The sequence below is a fragment of the Pseudomonas sp. MYb185 genome (assembly GCF_002979975.1).
Lineage (GTDB): Bacteria > Pseudomonadota > Gammaproteobacteria > Pseudomonadales > Pseudomonadaceae > Halopseudomonas.
In genome coordinates this window covers 135,857-155,832 of sequence record NZ_PCQD01000004.1, presented here as the reverse complement: position 1 = coordinate 155,832, position 19,976 = coordinate 135,857, and the positions used below count along the sequence as shown (strand labels likewise).

The following is a 19,976-nucleotide window of genomic DNA, read 5'->3' as shown; positions in this document are numbered from 1 at the left end:
GGCGATTTACCGGTGCGGACTTGCCAAGCCTGCCACCCGGCACAACACTGTGATGCAGAGCGTTCACAGGAGACAGCATGTTCAAGCATCTGCATTTCCCCATTCTGGTCATCAATCCGGACACCGGCCGCAGCAACGTCGCCGGCCAGCAACTGGCCGAACTGTTCGCCGCCCTGCAGCATGAAGGCTTCGAAGTGCTCGCCACCACCTCGCTGGATGAAGGCCGCCTGGTGGCCGAGGCGCACCGCGGTCTATCCTGCATCCTGTTCACCGCCGAGAACGACCCGGTCCACGAACTCGAGCCGGTGCGCAAGCTCTTCTTGGCGGCGCACTCGCGCTCCCCCGAGCTGCCGATCATGGCATTGAGCACCACCCAGGCACTGGATAACCAGCTGCTGAGCCGCCTGCGTGACCTGCACCAGCTGCGCGGCATCATCTATCTTTTCGAAGACACCATGCCGTTCATCGCCGGGCAGATCGCCCGTACCGCGCGCGCCTATCTCTCCCAGTTGCTGCCGCCGTTCTTCAAGGCGTTGCTCGACTACACCGGACGCGCCAGCTACTCCTGGCACTCGCCCGGTCACGGCGGTGGCGTGGCCTTTCGCAAAAGCCCGGTGGGCCGCGCCTTTCATGACTTCTTCGGGGAAAACACCCTGCGTTCGGACCTGTCGGTATCGGTCCCCGGCCTGGGCTCGCTGCTGGATCACAGCGGCCCGATCGCCGAGGCCGAAACCAATACCGCCCGCACCTTCGGTGCCGACCACAGCTTCTATGTGATCAACGGCACCTCCACCGCGAACAAGATCATCTGGCATGCCTTCGTTACCCGTGACGACGTGGTACTGGTCGACCGCAACTGCCACAAATCGATCCTCCACTCAATCATCATGACCGGTGCCATACCGGTGTACCTGACCGGCTCACGCAATGACTATGGCATCATCGGCCCGATCAGCCTGGACTCGTTTTCACCACAGAACCTGCGCCAACGCCTGGCCGAACACCCCTTGCTACAGGGCCGCAAGGCACGCATCCGGCTGGCGGTGCTGACCAATTCCACCTATGACGGCCTGTGCTACAACGCCGAGCTGATCAAGGATGAACTGGAAGATGCGGTCGATATCCTGCACTTCGACGAAGCCTGGTATGGCTACGCCGCCTTCCATGAATTCTATGCCGGGCGCCACGGCATGGGCAGCAAGCGCGGCTTCGAGCGCGCCAGGCATCCCCTGGTATTCGCCACCCAGTCGCCCCACAAGGTACTGGCAGCGTTGTCCCAGGCGTCGATCATCCTGGCCGAGAACAGCGTCGAACAGCAGCTCGATGTGGAGCGCTTCAATGAATCCTTCATGATGCACACCTCGACCTCGCCACACTACGGCATCATCGCCTCGATCGATGTAGCCACCGGCATGATGGCCGGTGAGCCCGGACGCTCGCTGGTTCAGGAAACGCTCGATGAGGCACTCTCCTTCCGCCGCGCCATGCAGCAGACCGCCGAGCGCCTGGATGAGGACCAATGGTGGTTCGACGTCTGGGAGCCCGAGCAGGCACTGGATGCAGAGCAGTTGCAGGCCAGTGACTGGACACTGGACCATCAGGCACCCTGGCACGGCTTTGGCGACATGGCAGAGGACTACGCACTGCTCGACCCGATCAAGGTCACCCTGCTCACCCCTGGCGTCGAAGAGCAGGGCCGCCTCGGCCGCACCGGCATCCCAGCGGCAGTGGTCACCCGCTTTCTGGCTGAACGCGGGCTGGTGGTGGAAAAGACCGGCCTGTATTCGTTCCTGATCCTGTTTTCGCTGGGTATCACCAAGGGCAAATGGAGCGCACTGGTGTCGGAGCTGCAGGAGTTCAAGCGCCTGTACGACTGCAACGCCCCCCTGGAGTTGACCCTGCCGGCGATCGCCCGTAGCGGTCACTACCCCGGCCTGGGCCTGCAGGATCTGTGTCATCGACTGCACCGCTTCTACATGCAACAGCACATGGTCCGTGTACTACGGCAGATCTACACCGAGTTGCCGGAGATCGTCGTACGCCCCGCCGATGCCTACCAGCAGATGGTTCGCGGCCAGGTGGAAATGGTACCGGTCGAACAACTGGCGGGCCGCATCAGCGCCGTCATGCTGGTACCCTACCCGCCCGGCATCCCGGTGATCATGCCGGGCGAACGCTTTCCCTCGGACAGCACCGCCATCGCTGACTACCTGTGCGTGGCACGGAGCCTGGATGAGCAGTTCCCGGGGTTCGAGAGCGACATCCATGGATTGCGGGTCGTAACACAGAGGGATGGCGGCATCCGCCACTATGTGGACTGCCTGGTATAGCGGGTAAATGGCGGAAGGACATGGGAGTCGAACCCACCAGACACGCGTTGCGCATCTCACCGGAGTTGAAGTCCGGGCGCCCCACCGGGGACGATGTCCTTCCCTTGTCCACCGGCGTCAGCCAGTGGTAAGGAAACGTTGTTGCCGTACGAAACGGGTCATGCCCGCCCGGTCGAGATAGTGCAATACCTGAATGGTCAGGTTGCGCCCGATACCGGACGCATCCCGGTACTCGGCGGCAGTGAAACTACCAGAGCAGGAGCCCGCCGCCAACCGTTTCGCCACCGCCAGCAGGCCATCGACCTGGGATGGCAGATAATAGCGGTTCGGCGCGACCGCAATCAGCTCGCCCGCCCGCTGCATGCGCTGCAGAAAGGCCCGCAGCGGCTCCAGTTCGATCTCCAGTGCCTGGCTCAGTTCGCCAATGATCGGCGGGCGCAGGCCCCCCCTCAGCAATAGCTCGCTGATCCTGGCAAGCAGCGCCTGGTCCTCCTCCAGCAATCGCTGCCGGTGCCCCGGCAGGTACCAGGCCCAGGCCTGACGCTGCAGTCGACCTTCGCGCAACCAGCGGCCCAGCAGGCAACTGCTCAACTCCAATGGCAACTGCAGACAGCTAGCCAGCCTCAGCTCGCCCTCGCCTGGCCCCAGCTGCTCAGGGTGCGCAGCATGCCAGGCCGTCAGGCGCTCAAACAGGACAGCCCAGGCGGTTTCCATTTGCTCTGGCAGCAGCGCCCATGCCTGCTCCGCCCCGCGCAGGACTTCGCAGTTGACCGTACCGAGCAATGCTGTCAATTCGGCTTCGGTCAGGTTGAAACGCCGGGCGAAGCCGCTTAGCTCCACCGGCTGCCATCGCAGTGCCGCCACCAGCGCCTGCTGAACCGTCGTTGCCTGCTGCCACTCGCGCAGCAGCGCCAGGCGCTGCGACTTGCTACGCCCACGCCGCAGGCCCTGCGGGTCCAGCACCCGCCCACCACCCAGCGTGGTATTGGCCGCCGGGTCGCGGATGATGAAGCGCTCTCCCCATACGGCCTGCACTGGCTGCTCCAGCATCAGCTGAGCCAGCGCCGGCCGCCCTTGTTCCAGCACGACCACCCGCACGGAATGCACCGCCGTGCCCAGATGCAGCTGCAGCAGTCCGCGATGCCAGCGACTGCCCTCCAATTGCACCAGCTCTACATCCAGCCGCTCGGAGGCGCCGAAGGCTACTGCCGTCAGCCAGTCGCCCCGGCGCGGATGAGTATCCACCGCACCTGCCAGATTCACTGCACAGCGTTGCCCAGCCTCCGCCCGCGTCGCTTCCCGACCCGCGATCTGCAGGCTGCGCACACGCAGCTCTCGTCCTTCGGCCAGCAAGCGCTGACCTACCTGCAGACTGCCGCTGACCAGGGTGCCGGTTACCACGCAGCCAGCCCCCGGCACACTGAAGCGGCGATCCACCATCAGCCGCGCATGACCGCCAGCAGCGCTCAGGCGGTGATCCCGGGCCAGCCCGAACAGGTACTCCCGCAGCACGGGTATTCCTTCGCCGGTGACAGCAGATACGCAGAATATCGGCGGTGATGCCCAGCCCTGCTGCACCAGCAGCTCGCTCAGCTCGACCTGTACCGTCTTCAACCTGGTCGGCTCTACCAGATCACAACGGCTGAAGACGATGATCAGCCGCTCTACTCCGAGCAGCCGCAATATGCTCAGGTGTTCGCGGGTTTGCGGCATTACACTATCATCCGCCGCCACCACCAGCAGCGCCGCATCCACCGCCGCGACACCGGCCAGCATGGTGGCGATGAAGCGCTCATGCCCCGGTACATCCACGAAGCCCAGCGCCTGGCCTGCTTCAGTGCCGATCCAGGCAAACCCCAGCTCGATGGTCAGGCCGCGGCGTTTCTCCTCGGCCAGTTGATCAGTGTCGATGCCAGTCAATGCCCTGACCAGCGAGGTCTTGCCATGATCCACATGTCCAGCGGTGGCAATGATCATGGCCCGGTTTCCCACTGCCCTCGCAGCACTGCCGGGTGCTCCACGCAACGGCAGTCGAGCAGCAGGCTGTCATCGGCGATACGCCCTATCACGGGTTGCGGCAATCGGCGCAAACGCTCGGCGAGCTCACGCAGGTGGCGGCTACGCTGACGCTTGTTGGGGCTGTTACTGCGCAGTCGCAGGGCCGCGCTGGGCAACCGCTCCAGCGGCAGCGAACCGGATCCGATCTGGCTGCTGACCTCACATACATCTGTGCTGAAGTCGCTACCAGTCCACGTGGCCAACGCCGGCACCAGCGCCTCAGCGGTACGGCGGATATCGTCGGTGCTGCGAGTGAGCAAGCGCAGGGTCGGGACCTTCTGCACCAAGGTGTCAGGGTCGGCATACAGACGCAGCACCGCCTCCAGGGCGGCGAGGGTCATCTTGTCGCACCGCAACGCCCGCTTGAGCGGGCTCTTGCGAATGCGCGCTACCAGGTCCGCCCGACCGGCAATGATGCCGGCCTGGGGGCCACCGAGCAGCTTGTCGCCGCTGAAGGTGACGATATCCGCCCCCTGTTCCAGTACCCGGCGCACCACCGGTTCGGCGGGCAGGCCCAGCGTCTGCATATCGATCAGCGAACCACTGCCCAGGTCCACCACCAGCGGCAACCCGTGCTCATGAGCGATGTCCGCCAACTGCGCCTCGCTCAGAGCCTTGGTAAAGCCTTCGATGCTGAAATTGCTGGTGTGCGCCTTGAGCAGTAACGCGGTACGCGGGCCAATGGCCTCGACGTAATCGTGGATGTGGGTACGGTTGGTGGCCCCCACCTCACGCAGCCTGCACCCGGCGCGGGCCATGATATCGGGCAGGCGGAACGAGCCGCCGATCTCGATCAGTTCGCCACGGGATACCACTACCTCGCGGCGCTGCGCCAGCGCATTGAGCACCAGCAGCACCGCTGCGGCGTTGTTGTTGACCACAGTCGCCGCCTCGGCACCGGTCAGCCGGCAGATCCATTGCTCGACATGGTCGTCACGATCGCCGCGCAGTCCGGTCTGCAGATCGAACTCGAGATTGCTCGCACCCAGCGCCACGGCAACCATCGCCTCGACCGCTTCTGGTGGCAGGGGCGCCCGGCCCAGATTGGTGTGCAGAACGGTGCCGGTGAGGTTATGCACCGGCTGCATCGACGGAGCGAGGATCCGCTCGACACGCTGCTGCACCGCCTGGGTAAGGCCTGCTTCGTCACTCACCGAGCCGGCCCGCCACAATTCCAGGGCTTCGCGCAGGCAATCGAGCACCAGTACCCGGCCATGACTGGCCACCAGTGCCTGCATCAACGGCCAGGCCAGTATGCGGTCAACCGATGGGGGATGCGGCGGGCTTGTCGGCTGCTTCATTGATTACCTTTTCCTGTTCTCTCTCGGTTGCCGCAACCCCTCAGCAAGCTCATCCGCTGGTGTCACCCTCCTCTGCACAGAGCAGGCGCAGGATATCCGCCAGCGCGGCATCGGCCAGGGCGCGCATTTCCTCATCGGTGCGATCCTGAATCGGATGCGGCACGAAGACCATCGCCGGATCAAAGCCCAACGCCCGCGACTGCAGCGCCGCTGCCTCGATGAATTCGCTGGAGGCAACACCTACTCCCGGAATCTGGCGAGACTCCAGATCTGCGATGTCATGCATACAGCACGACGTGCAAGATCCTCAGTCGGCCAGCCCTTCCACCAGCAGATCGACCTCGGCGGCCATTCGCTGCTTGAGTTCGGTCGGGGCGATCCGGGTAAAGGTCGGCTTGGCGTAACGCTTGACCTGGATACCCATGGCAGCCAATTGCTCCTCGATACGGTCGAGGAAGACATCGCCACGCGGCTTGGATATATCCAGCAGGCCAACCACCCTGCCCTCTACCGACGTCGGCCGGGGCAGACGCGCCCGCTGGGCCGGCGCTTGCTCGGCCGTCGGGTCCAGCACCCTGTTCTCGTTCATGTGTTTACCTCACGTGTTACCGCAGACGAGCCGACCGGGCCGGACGCAGCCCAGCCGGCAATGATGGCGGAAAACAGGCCGGCGGTACCGCCGGCCCGGACGATAAGCAGGCCGCCAGGTCGGAACTTGGGCACCTGCATATCCTTGAAACGTTCGGGAATACCCTCGGTAATGCCTCCGGCACCGGCCACCAGATCCTTGCCCGGCGCCAGCAACAGCCTGTCCAGCTCCTCACCCAGGCGCTGCTTGGACCAGCCTGCCTCGATGAACACCCGCGCATGCTCGGGCGATACAACCAGCACCGCGTCGCCCGCCATGGCCAGCTTGGCGTGATCGACGGTGCGCAGCGACAAGGCAAAGGAACGCGCCAGGGAGTCGGGATCGCGGGACTTCTGATCGACGATGCCCTGCACCCCCTCTCCGGGGAACAGCGTCACTGCCGAACGTCCAGCCTCGATGCCCCGCACCTGCGCCAACGACAGCCAATCACTGTCCTCGGCTTCGGCGAAGCAGAAACTGTATTTGCCGGGATTACCCAGGGTGGCACGATCGATCTCGCCGGGGCGACCACCGCCGACATTGCGAATGATCAGCTGCAGCGCCCGGCCAATGGTGGCATTGGCGCGATTGCCCTGCCCCAGTGCATTGACGCCCGAATTCATGCCGATGGCCTTTGCCACCGGACCATTGACGATGATCATCGGGCTACCGAACATGGTCGTGCAGATCAGCCCGTGCAGACCGAACTCATCGGTCAGCGCCGCCTCCAGCGCGGCCAGCAGCACCGGCATGTATTCCGGCTTGCAGCCAGCCAGCACCGCATTGATCGCCACCTTCTCCACTGTGCAGGGCACCAGATCCGGCGGCATCAACCCAACCACCTCATCCGGCTTGCGCTGGGTACCCTTGAGCATGCGCAGCACCCGCACCGGCGTCGGCGGCACCACCGGCAGGCCATCGCTCCAACCCCCATCGAAACAGGCCTCGAAGGGATCGTCGACGGCGGAAAAGTCGATCTCCCGGGACTGCAGGCGGACGTCACCGAAAGCCAGCTCCAGCTCCTCGGCAATACCCGGTTCCAGGGTCTTCGACCCACAACCCGGGCGCATCACCGGCAAGTCCTCACCCAGCGTCGCCACCCTGGAGATCTGTCGCCAGTCTTCCTTGTGCCAGCCATAGGTGCGTTGCACCTCGATCCCATTCTCGACGCGGATCAGCGTCGGCACGAACTCGATACCCAGGCGGTAGGAGTGTTCCAGAGTGCTGTCATGGAGGGTGCCAGACACATCAGCGGCATATTCGGAGGAGTCCTGCACATAGACCGTCAAGGGCCCGGCCTGCGCGCTCAGCTCGGCGAGCAGCGGCTCGGCCAGCCGGCAGGTGGGACAATCAGCTTTGGCCACAACGATCAGGCCATCTGGCAAGGCAGTCTTCATCGGTAGCCCTTTGGCGGGTCTTATGTCTTATCGAAAGAACAGGATAAGCAGGCAGGCGCGGGTTGTCGAACCCGGGCCGGGATCATGGGCGGGGTGATTGGTGGAACATTAGCGGTTGAGGCCCAGAACCCGAAAATTGATACGGCCACTGATCAGCCCATACAACGATATTGGCGCTCGCCCCTCTTTCCTGAATGCCATTATCGAGGCATTATCATGATCGACACAGCCAGGCTCTCTACAGGGCCTATCGCCTGGGCTTGACCGAGAAAAACAAAGAATGCTCGATACGGATGATCAGTGGATTCACGTTGCCGATAGCTTTACCGATGCGGCGTTGAATGGAGATGGCTGGTATCAGGCCCTTGAGCTGTTCGCCCAGGCCACAGGCTCGGAAGGCGGCCAGTTGATCGGTATCGGAACCGGTATCACTACACCTTTCAATACCTGGACGATAAATCCGGAGATAGCCGCCGAATTCGATGAGCTGGGCTTCTCCAGTCCCGACCTGAATCCACGGGTACGTGCCGGCATGGCGGCCGGGCCGGGGCGGGTGATATCTGAGGCGGATTTCATCACCCCAGAGCAGATCAGAACCGACGAACATTACAAGTGGAGCAGGCACCGGGATGTTCCCTACTGTTGCCTGAGCACCTTGATCGCAGGGACGGATTCCCTGATCGGGCTGGCGGTATCGCGCAGCAACAGGGATGGGCATATCACGCCCGCCCAGAAACAGATTTTCGCCTCCCTGGCTCCCCATGTGCGCACCGCTGTCCGCACCCAGATGATGCTCGAGGGCAATACCGCCAGCCTGCTTACCGGCACCATGGAGGCCATGTCCCTGGCGGCGTTCGCCTGTGACCATATCGGCCAGGTCATGGCCATGACTCCCCAGGCCGAGGCACTGCTCAGCGATGGGCGCTTTCTCAAACTGCAACTCAACTGCCTGACAGCCGAGCTATCGCAGGACAGCCAGGCACTGGATCAGGCCATCCGGGAAGCGGTTGCCGGCCTGCAGCGCCCTGGCCCACCCCTGATGAAAAGCCTGTTCATCCGCTCTCTGCAGGGCGAGCAGACGCCCGATACCATCATCGTGGATGTGATCTCACTTCCGGTCAGGCCCTTCGCCTTCAGCTTCACTCCCCGGGCACTGGTATTGGTACGCGGACTCAACCGGGATGACCAGCAACTGATTGCTGCGCTGAAAACAGCCTTCCTGCTGACCGAGGCGGAGGCGCAGGTTGCCATGCAACTGGCCAACGGCCAGAAACCCGAAGACATAGCCGATAGCAGAAGGGTCTCGGTGGCAACCATTCGCAGCCAGATCAAGAGCATCTACGAGAAGATGGGCATCAATCGCCAGGGCGAACTGGTCACCCGGCTGCGGCCACGGTAATAGCCCGGACATGAGCATTGGCTGCACAGTCATTTGCAAAGCAATAGATATAATATAACATCTGCGCCCCATGCATTCTCCTGGACACCGCGTACATGACCAACCCCGCCGCCACGACGCTTCCACCCGGCACACTTCTGTCCCCTCAAGCCAAGACGCAGGCACACACGCGAATGCTTGCAATCGACGCGTTGCGCGGGCTGGTCATGCTGTTCATGCTCGTCGATCATGTGCGGGAGACGTTTTTCCTGCATGTTCAGGTAAGTGACCCCATGGATCCGGTCAGCACACCACCGGAGCTCTTTCTCACGCGTATCAGCAGCATGGTCTGCGCGCCGGTATTCATATTCCTGACCGGCCTTTCGGCATGGCTGTACGGACAATCCCACAGCCGCAGCGAAGTATCGACGTTCTTGCTCAAGCGCGGGGTGTTCCTCGTATTCCTCGAGCTGACCCTGGTGAACTTCGCCTGGAACGCCACCTTCATACCACCTACCCTGTGGCTGCAAGTCATCTGGGCCATTGGTCTGAGCATGATCATTCTGGCTGCCCTTATCCACATGCCGCGTGCAGCCTTGGCGGTGCTGGGTTTCATTATCGTTGCCGGACACAACCTACTCGATGGTATCGTGCTGACCGCAGATTCACCCTTCTTCGAGATCTGGTCGATCCTGCACCAGCGTTCGTTCCTCGAAATCACCGAGCACACGCGCGCGCGTACCACCTACCCTATCCTGCCCTGGATCGGCGTTATCGCCCTGGGCTACTGCGCCGGACCGTGGTTCGCCCGCGATTCCGACCCAGAGCAACGGGCCCGCCGTCTCCTGACCTGGGGTATCGGTTTGCTGGTGGGCTTCGTCCTCATCCGCTATTTGAATGTCTATGGTGACAAGCCGTGGAACACCATGGAGGATGGCATACGCACCTTCATGAGCTTCATGTCACTCACCAAGTACCCACCTTCCCTGATGTTCCTGATGCCAACCATCGGCGTCGGCTTCCTGCTGCTCGCCTGGTTCCAGCAACTCGAAGGGCGTCCCACACTGAAGGTGCTTTCGCTGTATGGCGGCGCGCCGATGTTCTTCTACGTGCTGCATTTGCTGGTGCTCAAGGCCCTTTACCTGATAGCGGTGCAAATCTGGGGGCTGAACCAGGGCAACTACTACGGCTTCGATAGCCTCGCAGGTATCTGGCTTTGGGCAGTACTGTTGTCGGCCGTGCTTTACTTCCCTACCCGCTGGTTCGCGCAGCTCAAGCAGCGCCGTCGCGATATCACCTGGCTGAAGTATTTCTAAGGCCTGCTGGTGAACAGGCAGCTTGGTTACTGGATACAGGGATTGGCGCTCACCTGCCTGCCATTGATGGTGTGCGCTGGGGCTCAGGAGCATGCGGCGGGCTTCGCTGAAGACAGCACCTGGGATCTGCTGAACCGTACCGTCTACGACCGCCGCGCTTACCGTAACGGCGGGCTGAACGGAGCCGCGCGCAATGCCGTCAAACCGCGCAGCGAGCGCAGTGACCTGGCGGAAGAATGGGGCTATGGGCTGATGGGCAGCTATACCTCAGGGTTCACCCAAGGCCCGGTCGGCTTCGGTCTCGATGCCCACGCCTACCTCGGAGTGAAACTGGATAGCGGCGGCGGCCGTGCAGGCAAAGCACGCCTGCTTTCCGTGGATAACGACGGTCACCCCAAGGATGATTACGGGCGCGCCGGCGCAGCGGCGAAGCTGCGGCTGTCTTCCACTGTATTGAAGTATGGCGAGCAACGGGTGAAAACACCGGTATTCGGTTCATCCGATAGCCGCTTGCTGCCCGAAACCGCCACTGGCTGGTTGGTGACCAGCCAGGAGTGGAACAACCTGACCCTGAACGGTGGTAGCTTCACTGAAAGCACTGACCGTAATGCCAGCAGCCATAACGATGGATTCGTAGTGAACTATTCCAATGGGCGGCAGGGCAATTCGTTTCGCTTTTTTGGTGGCAGCTATGATGGCATAGAGCGCCTTGACCTGACGCTTTATAGCGCGCTGTACGAAGGGACCTGGCGGCAACATTATCTGGCTGGGGCGTACGCCTGGCCGATCGATGATAAGCAGATGCTGTCCTTCAACCTGAACCTGTATCGCACACAGGACACGGATGAAGCGCGTTCGGGGGATATCGACAACACCACCTGGAGCCTGATGAGCACCTATTCACGCGGAGCCCATAGCCTCTCGCTGGGATATCAGAAGGTGCATGGGGATACACCATTCGATTACGTTACCCGGGGTGCAATCTACCTCACCAACGCGATGGCGCTGTCTGATTTCAACGGCCCGAACGAAGCCTCATGGCAGATCCGCTACGACCTGGCTATGGCTGGCTACGGCATTCCCGGCTTGAGCTTCAACGCGGCCTATATTCGCGGCAGCGGCATCAACGGTAGCAATGTGGACCCCAACGGCGGCTATGCCTATCTGGGTTACGGCCGTAGCGGACGGCATTGGGAGCGCGACCTTGAAGCCCGTTACGTCGTGCAGAGCGGGGCGGCCAGGGGAGTGGTCATCAGTGCACGGCACGCAACGCACCGTGGCAACACCGATCAGGCGGAACTGGACACCGACCAGTTTCGCTTGGCGGTGGAATATCCCCTCAAGGGGATGTTCTAGGCCGCTGACGCAAAGAAGTTGCCATGGAAGCCAAACGGCACCGGGTGTGGCACCTCGAGCCGTGCCTGCTCTGTCCAGCTCGCCGCGTCCAGAACGATAAGAAATGATCGACCGACCTTGGCATCCAGCACCACGGACAGAATGACGCCGTCGTCTTCATCCTGGGCTTCGGGCCTGGGTACGAATACCGGCTCGCCTGGGTAACAGTCCGCTTCATGCCAGGCTGTCTCCTTCCCCGTCTCGAGGTCAATCCGGATCAACGCATCAATGAATGTTGCATTGGGACCTGTCCCCGCCGCGTACACGTAGCGGTAAGGTTGTCCCGCACGGCGACGGTAATCAAAGCGGGGCAATTCCAGTGCCGCGTCTGCCAGTGTTCGTGATACCACCTCGTCGTCATCGCCATCCAGGTCAATGGTGAAGCGGGTCAGTTTTCCCGCTACCTTCGTGGGTGCCCCGGACCTGAGGTGCTCCAGGTACAGTTCGTCGATCACCGAAGGATCGGGGAAGGCAATGATATCTACGCAGAGCTTCCCGTCCCGCTCGAAGGCATTGACGTGGTGAAAGGCAAAGAACGGTTCTGACCGGGCGGTTTTCATGACCTGACCAGTGTCCTTGTCGATCACATGGAACAGGGTGCCCCGCTCTGGCTCCCAGCGGTAATTCTGGATGAACGGCCGGTTCCTGAGCAGGAAGCGCAGGGGATTGGTGACCAGCGGGAACTCGGTCAGCACCAGATAACGCTGACTCATACCGAATGAGTGCATGTAGGCCGGGCGTTGCGTGTCGAGCGTGGCCACCAGTTGCGCCTGTGTTGCCCCGGCATCAATGCGGTAGAGGCGGTACTTGCTCACCCGCCCGAACTCCAGCAGGTAGTTGTACTGGCACTGGCGACGCGCATCGAAGTGCGGATGGGCGGTGGTGACCTGCCCCGGTAGTGATGGCAGCAGCGTGCGACTGTCCAGGGTTGCCAGGCTGGCCGGGTCGAAGGCGACTGGCTGGGGCGTTTCCGTTAATGCCACAGTGTGGGTGCCGATCCGGCTGGTATTGACGTTGGCGTTGTCGCCTGAACCCGCTCGCGCGACGAGCCGCAATCTCTGTAACAGAGTCGGCCGCGGGTTGGTGGCGAACTCAGGACTGTAGGGTGCACCGGCGGCCTTGGCCTTCAGGTAGGCGTTGCTTTGCAAATAGCGATTGGAATAGACCACGCGTCCTTCCTGAAAATGGAACCGGTACAGCATCGCAAGACCGTCAAACCAGTGCCGATAAGACGCTTTGCCTACCTCAAACTGTGCCGGTCCGGTGCGCAACAGGTCGCCTTCAAGCCACTCGGGTACCTGGCCGCGCCCATGCAGTTCGACTTCCGTCAACTCCTGACCCAGGGTTGTGAATCCAAGCGCACTTCCGGTATTAACCATGATGGTGTCTCCTATGCGTGGGTGTCGGGCGCAAGCTGAGATCCGACCCACCAGCGAAGGGCCAGCGTAAAAGTCCGGCGCTGAATAGCGCCCACCAGACTGCCAACGGCTGAAATCCAAGCCGTACCCAGTAGTACCATTCACTGGCGGGCAAGCCGTCTACGCTCAAACCCTGCAGGGCGTTATGCACATTGGCGGGGAACACCGCAATGAAGTACACCGCCAGCAGCGCACCCGCCCATCGACGTAGCCCGGGCATTAACAGCCCCAAGCCCCCGGCGATTTCGCAGATGCCGGTCAGAGCGACAACGGTGCCTGCCCAGGGCAGCCAGCTGTCAATCATCGGCAGGTAGCGCTGCGGGGTGAGCAGGTGGTCTGCGCCAAAAAACACCAATGCCACAGTGAGTGCCAATCTCATGCACGCACGCCCTTCACGCAGGGAAGTCATGCCCATACGGCCAGCTAGCCAGGCGAGGCCAGTGAGAATGAGTAAAGAAAGGAAGAAAATCATGGCCGCCTCCGGTAATGTAGACACCATAAACATTGAACCCAAAAGTAGGCACTGTCAACATTGAAAACCAAAGAATCTGATTACCATCATGGCGACCTGCGCGGGGCGCTATTGAACGCAGCCCGGGATGCCCTTGAACAGAACGGTGCAAGCGCCGTGAGCCTGCGCGAGTTGGCGCGTCGCGTCGGGGTTTCCCATGCCGCGCCCTACCGGCACTTCGCCAACCGGGAGACGTTATTGATGGCGTTGGCGACGGACGGCTTTAACGAGCTGGCCAGACGCCTGCGCGCACAGGAGGGGAAGGATGACACTCTGATGGACATGGGGCAGGCCTATGTCAGCTTTGCCATTGGCAATCCGTCGCTTTACAAACTGATGTTCAGTCCCGAGCTGGACCGGAAGAAGCCCGAGCTATTGGCTGATGCAGCCGGCGCCGCTTTCGGACTGCTGCGGAGTCAGACTGCCGCTACCGATCAGGAGCAGAGTGGCACCCTCGCCGCCTGGGCCCTGGTCCATGGGTTGTCCCAGCTGCTGATCGACCGATTGCTTCCAGAGGAGCTGATGAAACCGGACCAGCTTGGAGCACTGGTCGAATCCGTGCTTGGGCATCTGCAGGTGCATGATCGAAGCAAGACGTAGCGAAAATTGCGGACAAAAAAAAGGACCGACAACAAGTGTCGGCCCTTTAAAAAATGGTGGAGCTATGCGGGATCGAACCGCAGACCTCCTGCATGCCATGCAGGCGCTCTCCCAGCTGAGCTATAGCCCCGTGGTCTTGCGACCGTGACACATTGCTGTGTCGGTAAAGATGGCGTCCCCTAGGGGACTCGAACCCCTGTTACCGCCGTGAAAGGGCGGTGTCCTAGGCCACTAGACGAAGGGGACGCAAACCCTTCTCGAAACGATGCTGGTATCGTCTCATCACCTGATATGCACTGCTGCATACCGGCTAGTGTAAAACAGGTCACCGACAAGCGATGACCAAAAATTGGTGGAGCTATGCGGGATCGAACCGCAGACCTCCTGCATGCCATGCAGGCGCTCTCCCAGCTGAGCTATAGCCCCGTCTTCTGGACGGGGCGCATATTAGGTCTATGGCCCGAAGCTGTCAACAGAAAATTACGTAAAACAGCAACTTAAGGCCAAATTTATTGGGCGCTGGCAAAATCGGCCAGCAGCTTTTCCCAGGCTTTGACTTCCTTCTTCGAGGCGCCGCCCAGCAATTCCAGGGCCTGGCGCAAACGGAAGCGGCTCAGGTCCGGTCCCAGGTGGGCCATGGCGTCGAGCACCGAGACCGAACTGGCCTGCCCGGTGATGGCCACGAACAGCAGCGGCATCAGGTCGCGCAGCTTGAGCTGCACCCCTTCGGCTACCTGCTGGATGCTGGCGGTGATGCCCTCCTTGTCCCACTGGCGCAACGCCTCCAGCTTCCACAACAGCAGTTGTAGTACCTGACGGACCTCATCCTGAGACAGCTTCTTGTGTGCGAACTGCGCCGGGTCCAGCTCCAGCTTGCCAGTCATGAAGAAGCCAGCCAGCGGCAGCAGCTCGCTGAAGGTTTCCACGCGGCTCTGCACCAGCGGCACCAGCGGACGCAGGTAATCGCTGTTGAGCGCCCAGGTCTGCACCGCATCGACAAAATCCTGTTCCGACAGGTCGCGAATCCACTGCCCGTTCAGCCAGGCCAGCTTCTCCACATCGAAGATCGGCCCGCCGAGCGATACCCGCTGGATATCGAAATGCTCGACCATCTCGTCCAGGGAGAACTTTTCGCGCTCATCCGGCATCGACCAGCCCATGCGACCCAGGTAGTTGAGCAGCGCCTGTGGCAGATAGCCCATGCGCTGGTAGAAGATGATGCTGGTCGGGTTCTTGCGCTTGGACAGCTTGCTCTTGTCCGGGTTGCGCAGCAGCGGCATGTGGCACAGCTGCGGCATGTCCCAGCCAAAATAGCGATACAGCAGAATGTGCTTGGGCGCCGAGTTGATCCACTCCTCGCCACGCAGCACATGGGTGATCTGCATCAGATGATCATCCACCACGTTGGCCAGGTGATAGGTGGGCAGACCATCGGCCTTCATCAGCACCTGCATGTCGACCTGCTCCCACGGGATCTCGATCTCGCCGCGCAGCATGTCCTGCACCTTGCACACGCCGGTACCGGGGACTTTCATGCGCACCACATGGGGCTCGCCAGCGGCGACCCGCTGCGCCACCTCCTGCTCGCTCAGGTGCAGGCAATGGCCGTCGTAGCCGGGAGTCTGCTTGTTGGCCATCTGCTCGGCACGCAGCTTGTCCAGGCGCTCAGCGCTGCAGAAACAGCGGAAGGCATGGCCCTTGGCGATCAGTTGTTCGCTGTGCTCATGGTAGATTGCGCTACGCTCGCTCTGTCGGTACGGGCCGTGGGGGCCGCCGACATCCGGGCCTTCGTCCCAGTCCAGGCCCAGCCAGCGCAGCGAGTCGAGAATCTGCTGCTCCGACTCGGCACTGGAGCGCACCTGGTCGGTGTCCTCGATCCGCAGGACGAACTGGCCGCCATGCTGGCGGGCGAAGCACTGGTTGAACAGGGCAATATAGGCAGTGCCTACATGGGGATCTCCGGTGGGTGACGGAGCAATACGGGTACGCACGGTCATGGAATATCTCGGTAACAGCGGCCCCCAGCGGGCCAGGTAAGTAGCTCAGGTAGAAGGCAATTTTACCAGTGGATCATCATGCTCCTCCACCCCGACATTCAGCCGCTCACGCAGCTGTTCGATCATGTAGTCGATAAAGGCCTTCACCTTCATCGCCTGGAAACGCCGCGATGGATACAGCGCAAACAGCTCGGTGGAGGGTAGCACGCAATGCTCCAGTACCCGACACAGCGTGCCCTGCTCGACAAAGGCTTCGGCAATGAACGCCGGCACATTGATCACCCCGGCGCCGGACAGAGCCGCCTCACGGGCGAAGGTGATGTTGTTGATGGTCAGCACCGGGGTGATCGCCACACTCACCGCCGGTTCCAGAAAGTGCCATTTGCGCCCGTCATCCATCAGTGTGTGGATACAGCGGTGCTGCAACAGGTCCTCGGGCTTCTCCGGCACACCATGCTCGGCCAGGTATGCCGGACTGGCAAACAGCTGCCGTGGGCTCTGCATCATCGGCCGTGCCACCAGGCTGGAATCCTGTGGCCGACCACGGTGGATAACGATATCCATGCCCTCCTCGACCGGATCGACCACTCTGGTGGTCAGCTCGACCTCGACCTGGATCGCCGGGTAACGGCGCATGAAGTCGCCCACTACCCCGCCGAGAAACAGCTGGCCGAACTCGATCGGTGAGCTGATACGCAACAAACCGGTGGGCTCGCGCTGCAATTGCATGATGGCCTGCTCGGCCTCGGCAAACTCCTGCATGATCTGCCGGCAACGCTCGTAATAGGCCTGGCCGACTTCGGTCAGGCGCAGCTTGCGCGTGGTGCGGTTGAGCAGGCGCACACCAAGGCGCTCTTCCAGTTGCGCAATACGCCGACTGACGGTGGATTTCTGCATACCCAACGTCAGCGCCGCGCTGGTAAAACTGTGACACTCCACTACCCGAGTGAATATCAGGGCGTCGTCCAATCCCATCGCACTGTTCCTGTGATGCAACAAAGTTTCCAGATTCTAGCGCCATTGGCCCAGTACGGAACAGTGGTAGAGTGACCCACATAACAATCATGGGGATAAAGCATGCCGGCCCGGGTTCGCACTCGTCTGTTCGTTTTCCTGCTTCTGGTGGCCCTTGCCGTTGCCGCTTTTCTTGGTCACTGGTGGCTGATCGGACGGCATTACGAAAAGACCGACAACGCCTATGTGCATGGCGATATCACCCGCGTCAGCAGCCAGTTGGCCGCCCAGGTCACCGAGGTACTGGTGACCGACAACCAGAGCGTTGAGGCGGGCGACCTGCTGGTACGCCTGGACGATCGGGATTTCACCACCGCCCTGGCGCAGGCCCGGGCCAATCTGGCCACCCGTGAAGCCGAACACCTGCAGGCCCGCGCCCAACTGGTGCGCCAGGACAGCCTGATCGAGACCGCCCGCGCCGCAGTCGAGGCGCGCAAGGCCGAGCAGCGGCGCATCGAGCTGGATATCAAGCGCATCACTCCCCTGCGCCAATCGGGCTACGCGTCGGAGGAGCAATTGAGCAACTTCCGCGCCCAGCTGGATGTAGCCAAGGCCCAGGTGCGCGGCGCCGAGGCCGAGCTGCAGACCCAGATCCTCACCAAGGATACCCTGGGCGCGGATATCGATCGGCTGGCGGCACTGACTCAGGCGGCGCAGAGCGAGGTAGCCAAGGCCGAGCTGGACCTGTCACGCAGCGAGATCCGCGCACCGGTTCCGGGCCGGGTCGGCCAGCGTAGCGTGCGCATCGGCCTGAACGTGCAACCAGGCGACCATCTGCTGGCCATAGTGCCCGGCAAGGATCTGTGGGTGCAGGCCAACTTCAAGGAAACCCAGATCAAGCGCATGCACCAGGGGCAGCGCGCCACCCTGATATTCGATGCCTTCGATGATCAACCACTGGAAGGCACCATCGACAGCCTGTTCCCCGCCTCCGGCGCGCAGTTCAGCCTGCTGCCACCGGATAACGCCACCGGCAACTTCACCAAGGTGGTGCAGCGCATTCCGGTGAAAATCAGGATCGACAACGATCACCCACTGAGCCAGGCGGTACGTCCGGGCATGTCGGTCAGCATCAAGGTCGACCTGCGTGACTGAAGCGACATCATCGCAGCTCATTCCACCACCGACCCGCCGCGACTGGATTGCCATCCTCAGCGCCATTCTTGGCGCGTTCATGGCGATTCTGGACATCCAGATCATCAACTCGTCGCTGAAGGATATCCAGGGCGCACTGTCGGCGACCATCGAGGAAGGCTCCTGGATCTCGACCTCCTACCTGGTCGCCGAGATCATCATCATTCCGCTGGCGGCATGGCTGGCCACCATCCTGTCGCCGCGACGTTTCGCGGTAAGCATCTCGATCCTGTTCGTGACTGCCTCGCTGCTCTGCTCGATGGCCTGGAGCCTGGAAAGCATGATCGTTTTCCGGGTGCTGCAGGGCCTGGCCGGTGGCGCGCTGATTCCCTTCGCCTTCTCCCTGGTGCTGACCAAGCTGCCGCTGGATGTGCGCCCCAAGGGCATGGCGCTGTTTGCCATCACCGCCACCTTCGCGCCCTCCATCGGCCCCACCCTTGGTGGCTGGCTGACCGAGAACTATGGCTGGGAATTCATCTTCTACATCAACATCGTTCCCGGCGCGCTGATGACCCTGGGCCTGCTGTATGGGCTGGACAAGAGCGAGCCACGCTGGGAGCTGCTGAAAAAGGGCGACTATGCCGGCATCCTGACGATGGCCATCGGCCTGGGCTGTCTGCAGGTCTTCCTCGAAGAAGGCCATCGTGAAGACTGGCTGGAATCATCATGGATGGTGACACTGGCCAGCCTCGCCTTCGTCAGCCTGGTGTGCTTCGTGATCCTGCAGTTGTCACGCGATAACCACCTGGTCAACCTGCGGCTGCTCAAGCACCGAAACTTCCTGCTTGGCAGCCTGGCCAATATCGGCCTGGGGGTGGGCCTGTACGGCACCATCTTCATCCTGCCTCTGTACCTGGCCCAGATCCAGGGTTACAACGCGCTGCAGATCGGCCAGGTGATCATGTGGATGGGCTTGCCCCAGTTGCTCCTGATCCCCCTGGTGCCGATTCTCATGCGCTTCGTCGACGCCCGGCTGATCTGCGCCTGCGGCCTGATGCTGTTCGGTCTGGGCAGCTTTCTCACTGGCTCGCTCAACCTGGACTTCGCCGGGGACCAGCTCATCGGCATCCAGATCATCCGGGCCATCGGCCAACCCATGGTCATGGTACCCCTGTCGATCATCGCCACGGCCATGATCCCTCCGTCCCAGGCCGGCTCTGCCTCCAGCCTGTACAACATTCTGCGCAACCTGGGCGGCGCCATCGGCATTGCCGCACTGGCGACCATTCTCGATAGCCGGACAGCCTATTATTTCGACATCCTGCGCAGCCATGTCAGTGCCGGGAATTATGCGGTCACGGAACGGCTGACCATACTCCGCGAACAGCTGGGCGGCTCCGAGGCGGCCCTGCGCGTACTCGACATGCAGGTGCGCCAGCAGGCCCAGATCATGGCCTATAACGACGCCTTTCATCTGATCGGCATCATGCTCGCCTGTTCCGTGGTGTGCATACTGCTGACCCGTTCGCTGCCAAAGGCGCCGGCCAGGGCTTGACCCG

At 61.9% G+C, this 19,976-nt stretch carries 15 protein-coding genes and 4 tRNA genes; 7 read left to right on the top strand and 12 right to left on the bottom strand.

The genetic code is table 11. The features are described from left to right. Nucleotides 1–77 precede the first annotated feature (77 nt). On the top strand, nt 78–2,330 hold the full coding sequence (locus CQ007_RS07645; protein ID WP_105644777.1) for an Orn/Lys/Arg decarboxylase N-terminal domain-containing protein: 2,253 nt from the start codon (nt 78–80) through the stop codon (nt 2,328–2,330). Between the two features lie 8 nt (nt 2,331–2,338). Here the strand turns inward: CQ007_RS07645 and CQ007_RS07640 are convergent. The 5 genes from CQ007_RS07640 to CQ007_RS07615 form a co-directional block, all read right to left on the bottom strand. Then, a tRNA-Sec gene (locus CQ007_RS07640) sits at nt 2,339–2,433 on the bottom strand. Between the two features lie 14 nt (nt 2,434–2,447). Further along, nucleotides 2,448–4,307, bottom strand: a complete 1,860-nt coding sequence (selB, locus tag CQ007_RS07635; protein ID WP_105644775.1) for a selenocysteine-specific translation elongation factor — start codon at nt 4,305–4,307, stop codon at nt 2,448–2,450. After that, on the bottom strand, nt 4,304–5,689 hold the full coding sequence (gene selA / locus CQ007_RS07630; RefSeq protein ID WP_105644773.1) for an L-seryl-tRNA(Sec) selenium transferase: 1,386 nt from the start codon (nt 5,687–5,689) through the stop codon (nt 4,304–4,306). The genes selB and selA overlap by 4 nt, the downstream gene beginning before the upstream one ends. A gap of 49 nt (nt 5,690–5,738) precedes the next feature. After that, a complete protein-coding gene (locus CQ007_RS19295) occupies nt 5,739–6,278 on the bottom strand; it encodes a UGSC family (seleno)protein (RefSeq protein WP_305888512.1) in 540 nt (179 codons plus the stop codon). Then, nucleotides 6,275–7,714: a thioredoxin family protein gene (locus CQ007_RS07615; protein ID WP_105644767.1), complete on the bottom strand. Its 1,440-nt coding sequence runs from the start codon at nt 7,712–7,714 to the stop codon at nt 6,275–6,277. The genes CQ007_RS19295 and CQ007_RS07615 overlap by 4 nt, the downstream gene beginning before the upstream one ends. A 280-nt stretch (nt 7,715–7,994) precedes the next feature. Between CQ007_RS07615 and CQ007_RS07610 the strand changes: the two genes are divergently transcribed. The 3 genes from CQ007_RS07610 to CQ007_RS07600 all read left to right on the top strand — a co-directional run bounded on the left by CQ007_RS07610 (nt 7,995) and on the right by CQ007_RS07600 (nt 11,764). After that, the gene (locus CQ007_RS07610) at nt 7,995–9,113 is read left to right on the top strand and encodes a helix-turn-helix transcriptional regulator (protein WP_105644765.1); all 1,119 of its coding nucleotides are present in this window, start codon (nt 7,995–7,997) and stop codon (nt 9,111–9,113) included. A 173-nt stretch (nt 9,114–9,286) separates the two neighbouring features. Further along, the gene (locus CQ007_RS07605; protein ID WP_105644763.1) at nt 9,287–10,408 is read left to right on the top strand and encodes a DUF1624 domain-containing protein; all 1,122 of its coding nucleotides are present in this window, start codon (nt 9,287–9,289) and stop codon (nt 10,406–10,408) included. Between the two features lie 66 nt (nt 10,409–10,474). After that, nucleotides 10,475–11,764: an OprD family porin gene (locus tag CQ007_RS07600; RefSeq protein ID WP_105645248.1), complete on the top strand. Its 1,290-nt coding sequence runs from the start codon at nt 10,475–10,477 to the stop codon at nt 11,762–11,764. Here CQ007_RS07600 and CQ007_RS07595 read toward each other — a convergent pair. Beyond that, a complete protein-coding gene (locus CQ007_RS07595) occupies nt 11,761–13,182 on the bottom strand; it encodes a carotenoid oxygenase family protein (RefSeq protein WP_105644761.1) in 1,422 nt (473 codons plus the stop codon). The genes CQ007_RS07600 and CQ007_RS07595 overlap by 4 nt on opposite strands. Continuing rightward, nucleotides 13,175–13,693 carry a DoxX family protein gene (locus CQ007_RS07590; RefSeq protein ID WP_218278847.1) on the bottom strand — a complete coding sequence of 173 codons (519 nt, stop codon included), beginning with the start codon at nt 13,691–13,693 and terminating at the stop codon, nt 13,175–13,177. Before CQ007_RS07590 ends, CQ007_RS07595 begins: the two co-directional genes overlap by 8 nt. 60 nt (nt 13,694–13,753) lie before the next feature. On the opposite strand from CQ007_RS07590, the gene CQ007_RS07585 reads away from it, so the two are divergent. After that, entirely contained in the window at nt 13,754–14,332 is a 579-nt protein-coding gene (locus CQ007_RS07585; RefSeq protein ID WP_105644759.1) for a TetR/AcrR family transcriptional regulator, read from the top strand. Nucleotides 14,333–14,386: 54 nt separating this feature from the next. Here CQ007_RS07585 and CQ007_RS07580 read toward each other — a convergent pair. The 5 genes from CQ007_RS07580 to CQ007_RS07560 all read right to left on the bottom strand — a co-directional run bounded on the left by CQ007_RS07580 (nt 14,387) and on the right by CQ007_RS07560 (nt 17,304). Continuing rightward, nucleotides 14,387–14,462: transfer RNA gene (locus CQ007_RS07580), tRNA-Ala, on the bottom strand. 40 nt (nt 14,463–14,502) lie between these two features. Then, a tRNA-Glu gene (locus tag CQ007_RS07575) sits at nt 14,503–14,578 on the bottom strand. A gap of 104 nt (nt 14,579–14,682) precedes the next feature. Next, nucleotides 14,683–14,758: transfer RNA gene (locus tag CQ007_RS07570), tRNA-Ala, on the bottom strand. An 83-nt stretch (nt 14,759–14,841) separates the two neighbouring features. Beyond that, the gene (gene gltX, locus CQ007_RS07565) at nt 14,842–16,329 is read right to left on the bottom strand and encodes a glutamate--tRNA ligase (protein ID WP_105644757.1); all 1,488 of its coding nucleotides are present in this window, start codon (nt 16,327–16,329) and stop codon (nt 14,842–14,844) included. A gap of 45 nt (nt 16,330–16,374) precedes the next feature. Next, entirely contained in the window at nt 16,375–17,304 is a 930-nt protein-coding gene (locus tag CQ007_RS07560) for a LysR family transcriptional regulator (protein WP_105644755.1), read from the bottom strand. Nucleotides 17,305–17,406: 102 nt separating this feature from the next. Here CQ007_RS07560 and CQ007_RS07555 point away from each other — a divergent pair, with 102 nt between their 5' ends. Further along, on the top strand, nt 17,407–18,438 hold the full coding sequence (locus CQ007_RS07555; RefSeq protein WP_105644753.1) for an HlyD family secretion protein: 1,032 nt from the start codon (nt 17,407–17,409) through the stop codon (nt 18,436–18,438). Further along, nucleotides 18,431–19,972 (top strand): DHA2 family efflux MFS transporter permease subunit, encoded by a 1,542-nt coding sequence (locus CQ007_RS07550; RefSeq protein WP_256582230.1) that lies wholly within the window; start codon nt 18,431–18,433, stop codon nt 19,970–19,972. The genes CQ007_RS07555 and CQ007_RS07550 overlap by 8 nt, the downstream gene beginning before the upstream one ends. Nucleotides 19,973–19,976 lie beyond the last annotated feature (4 nt).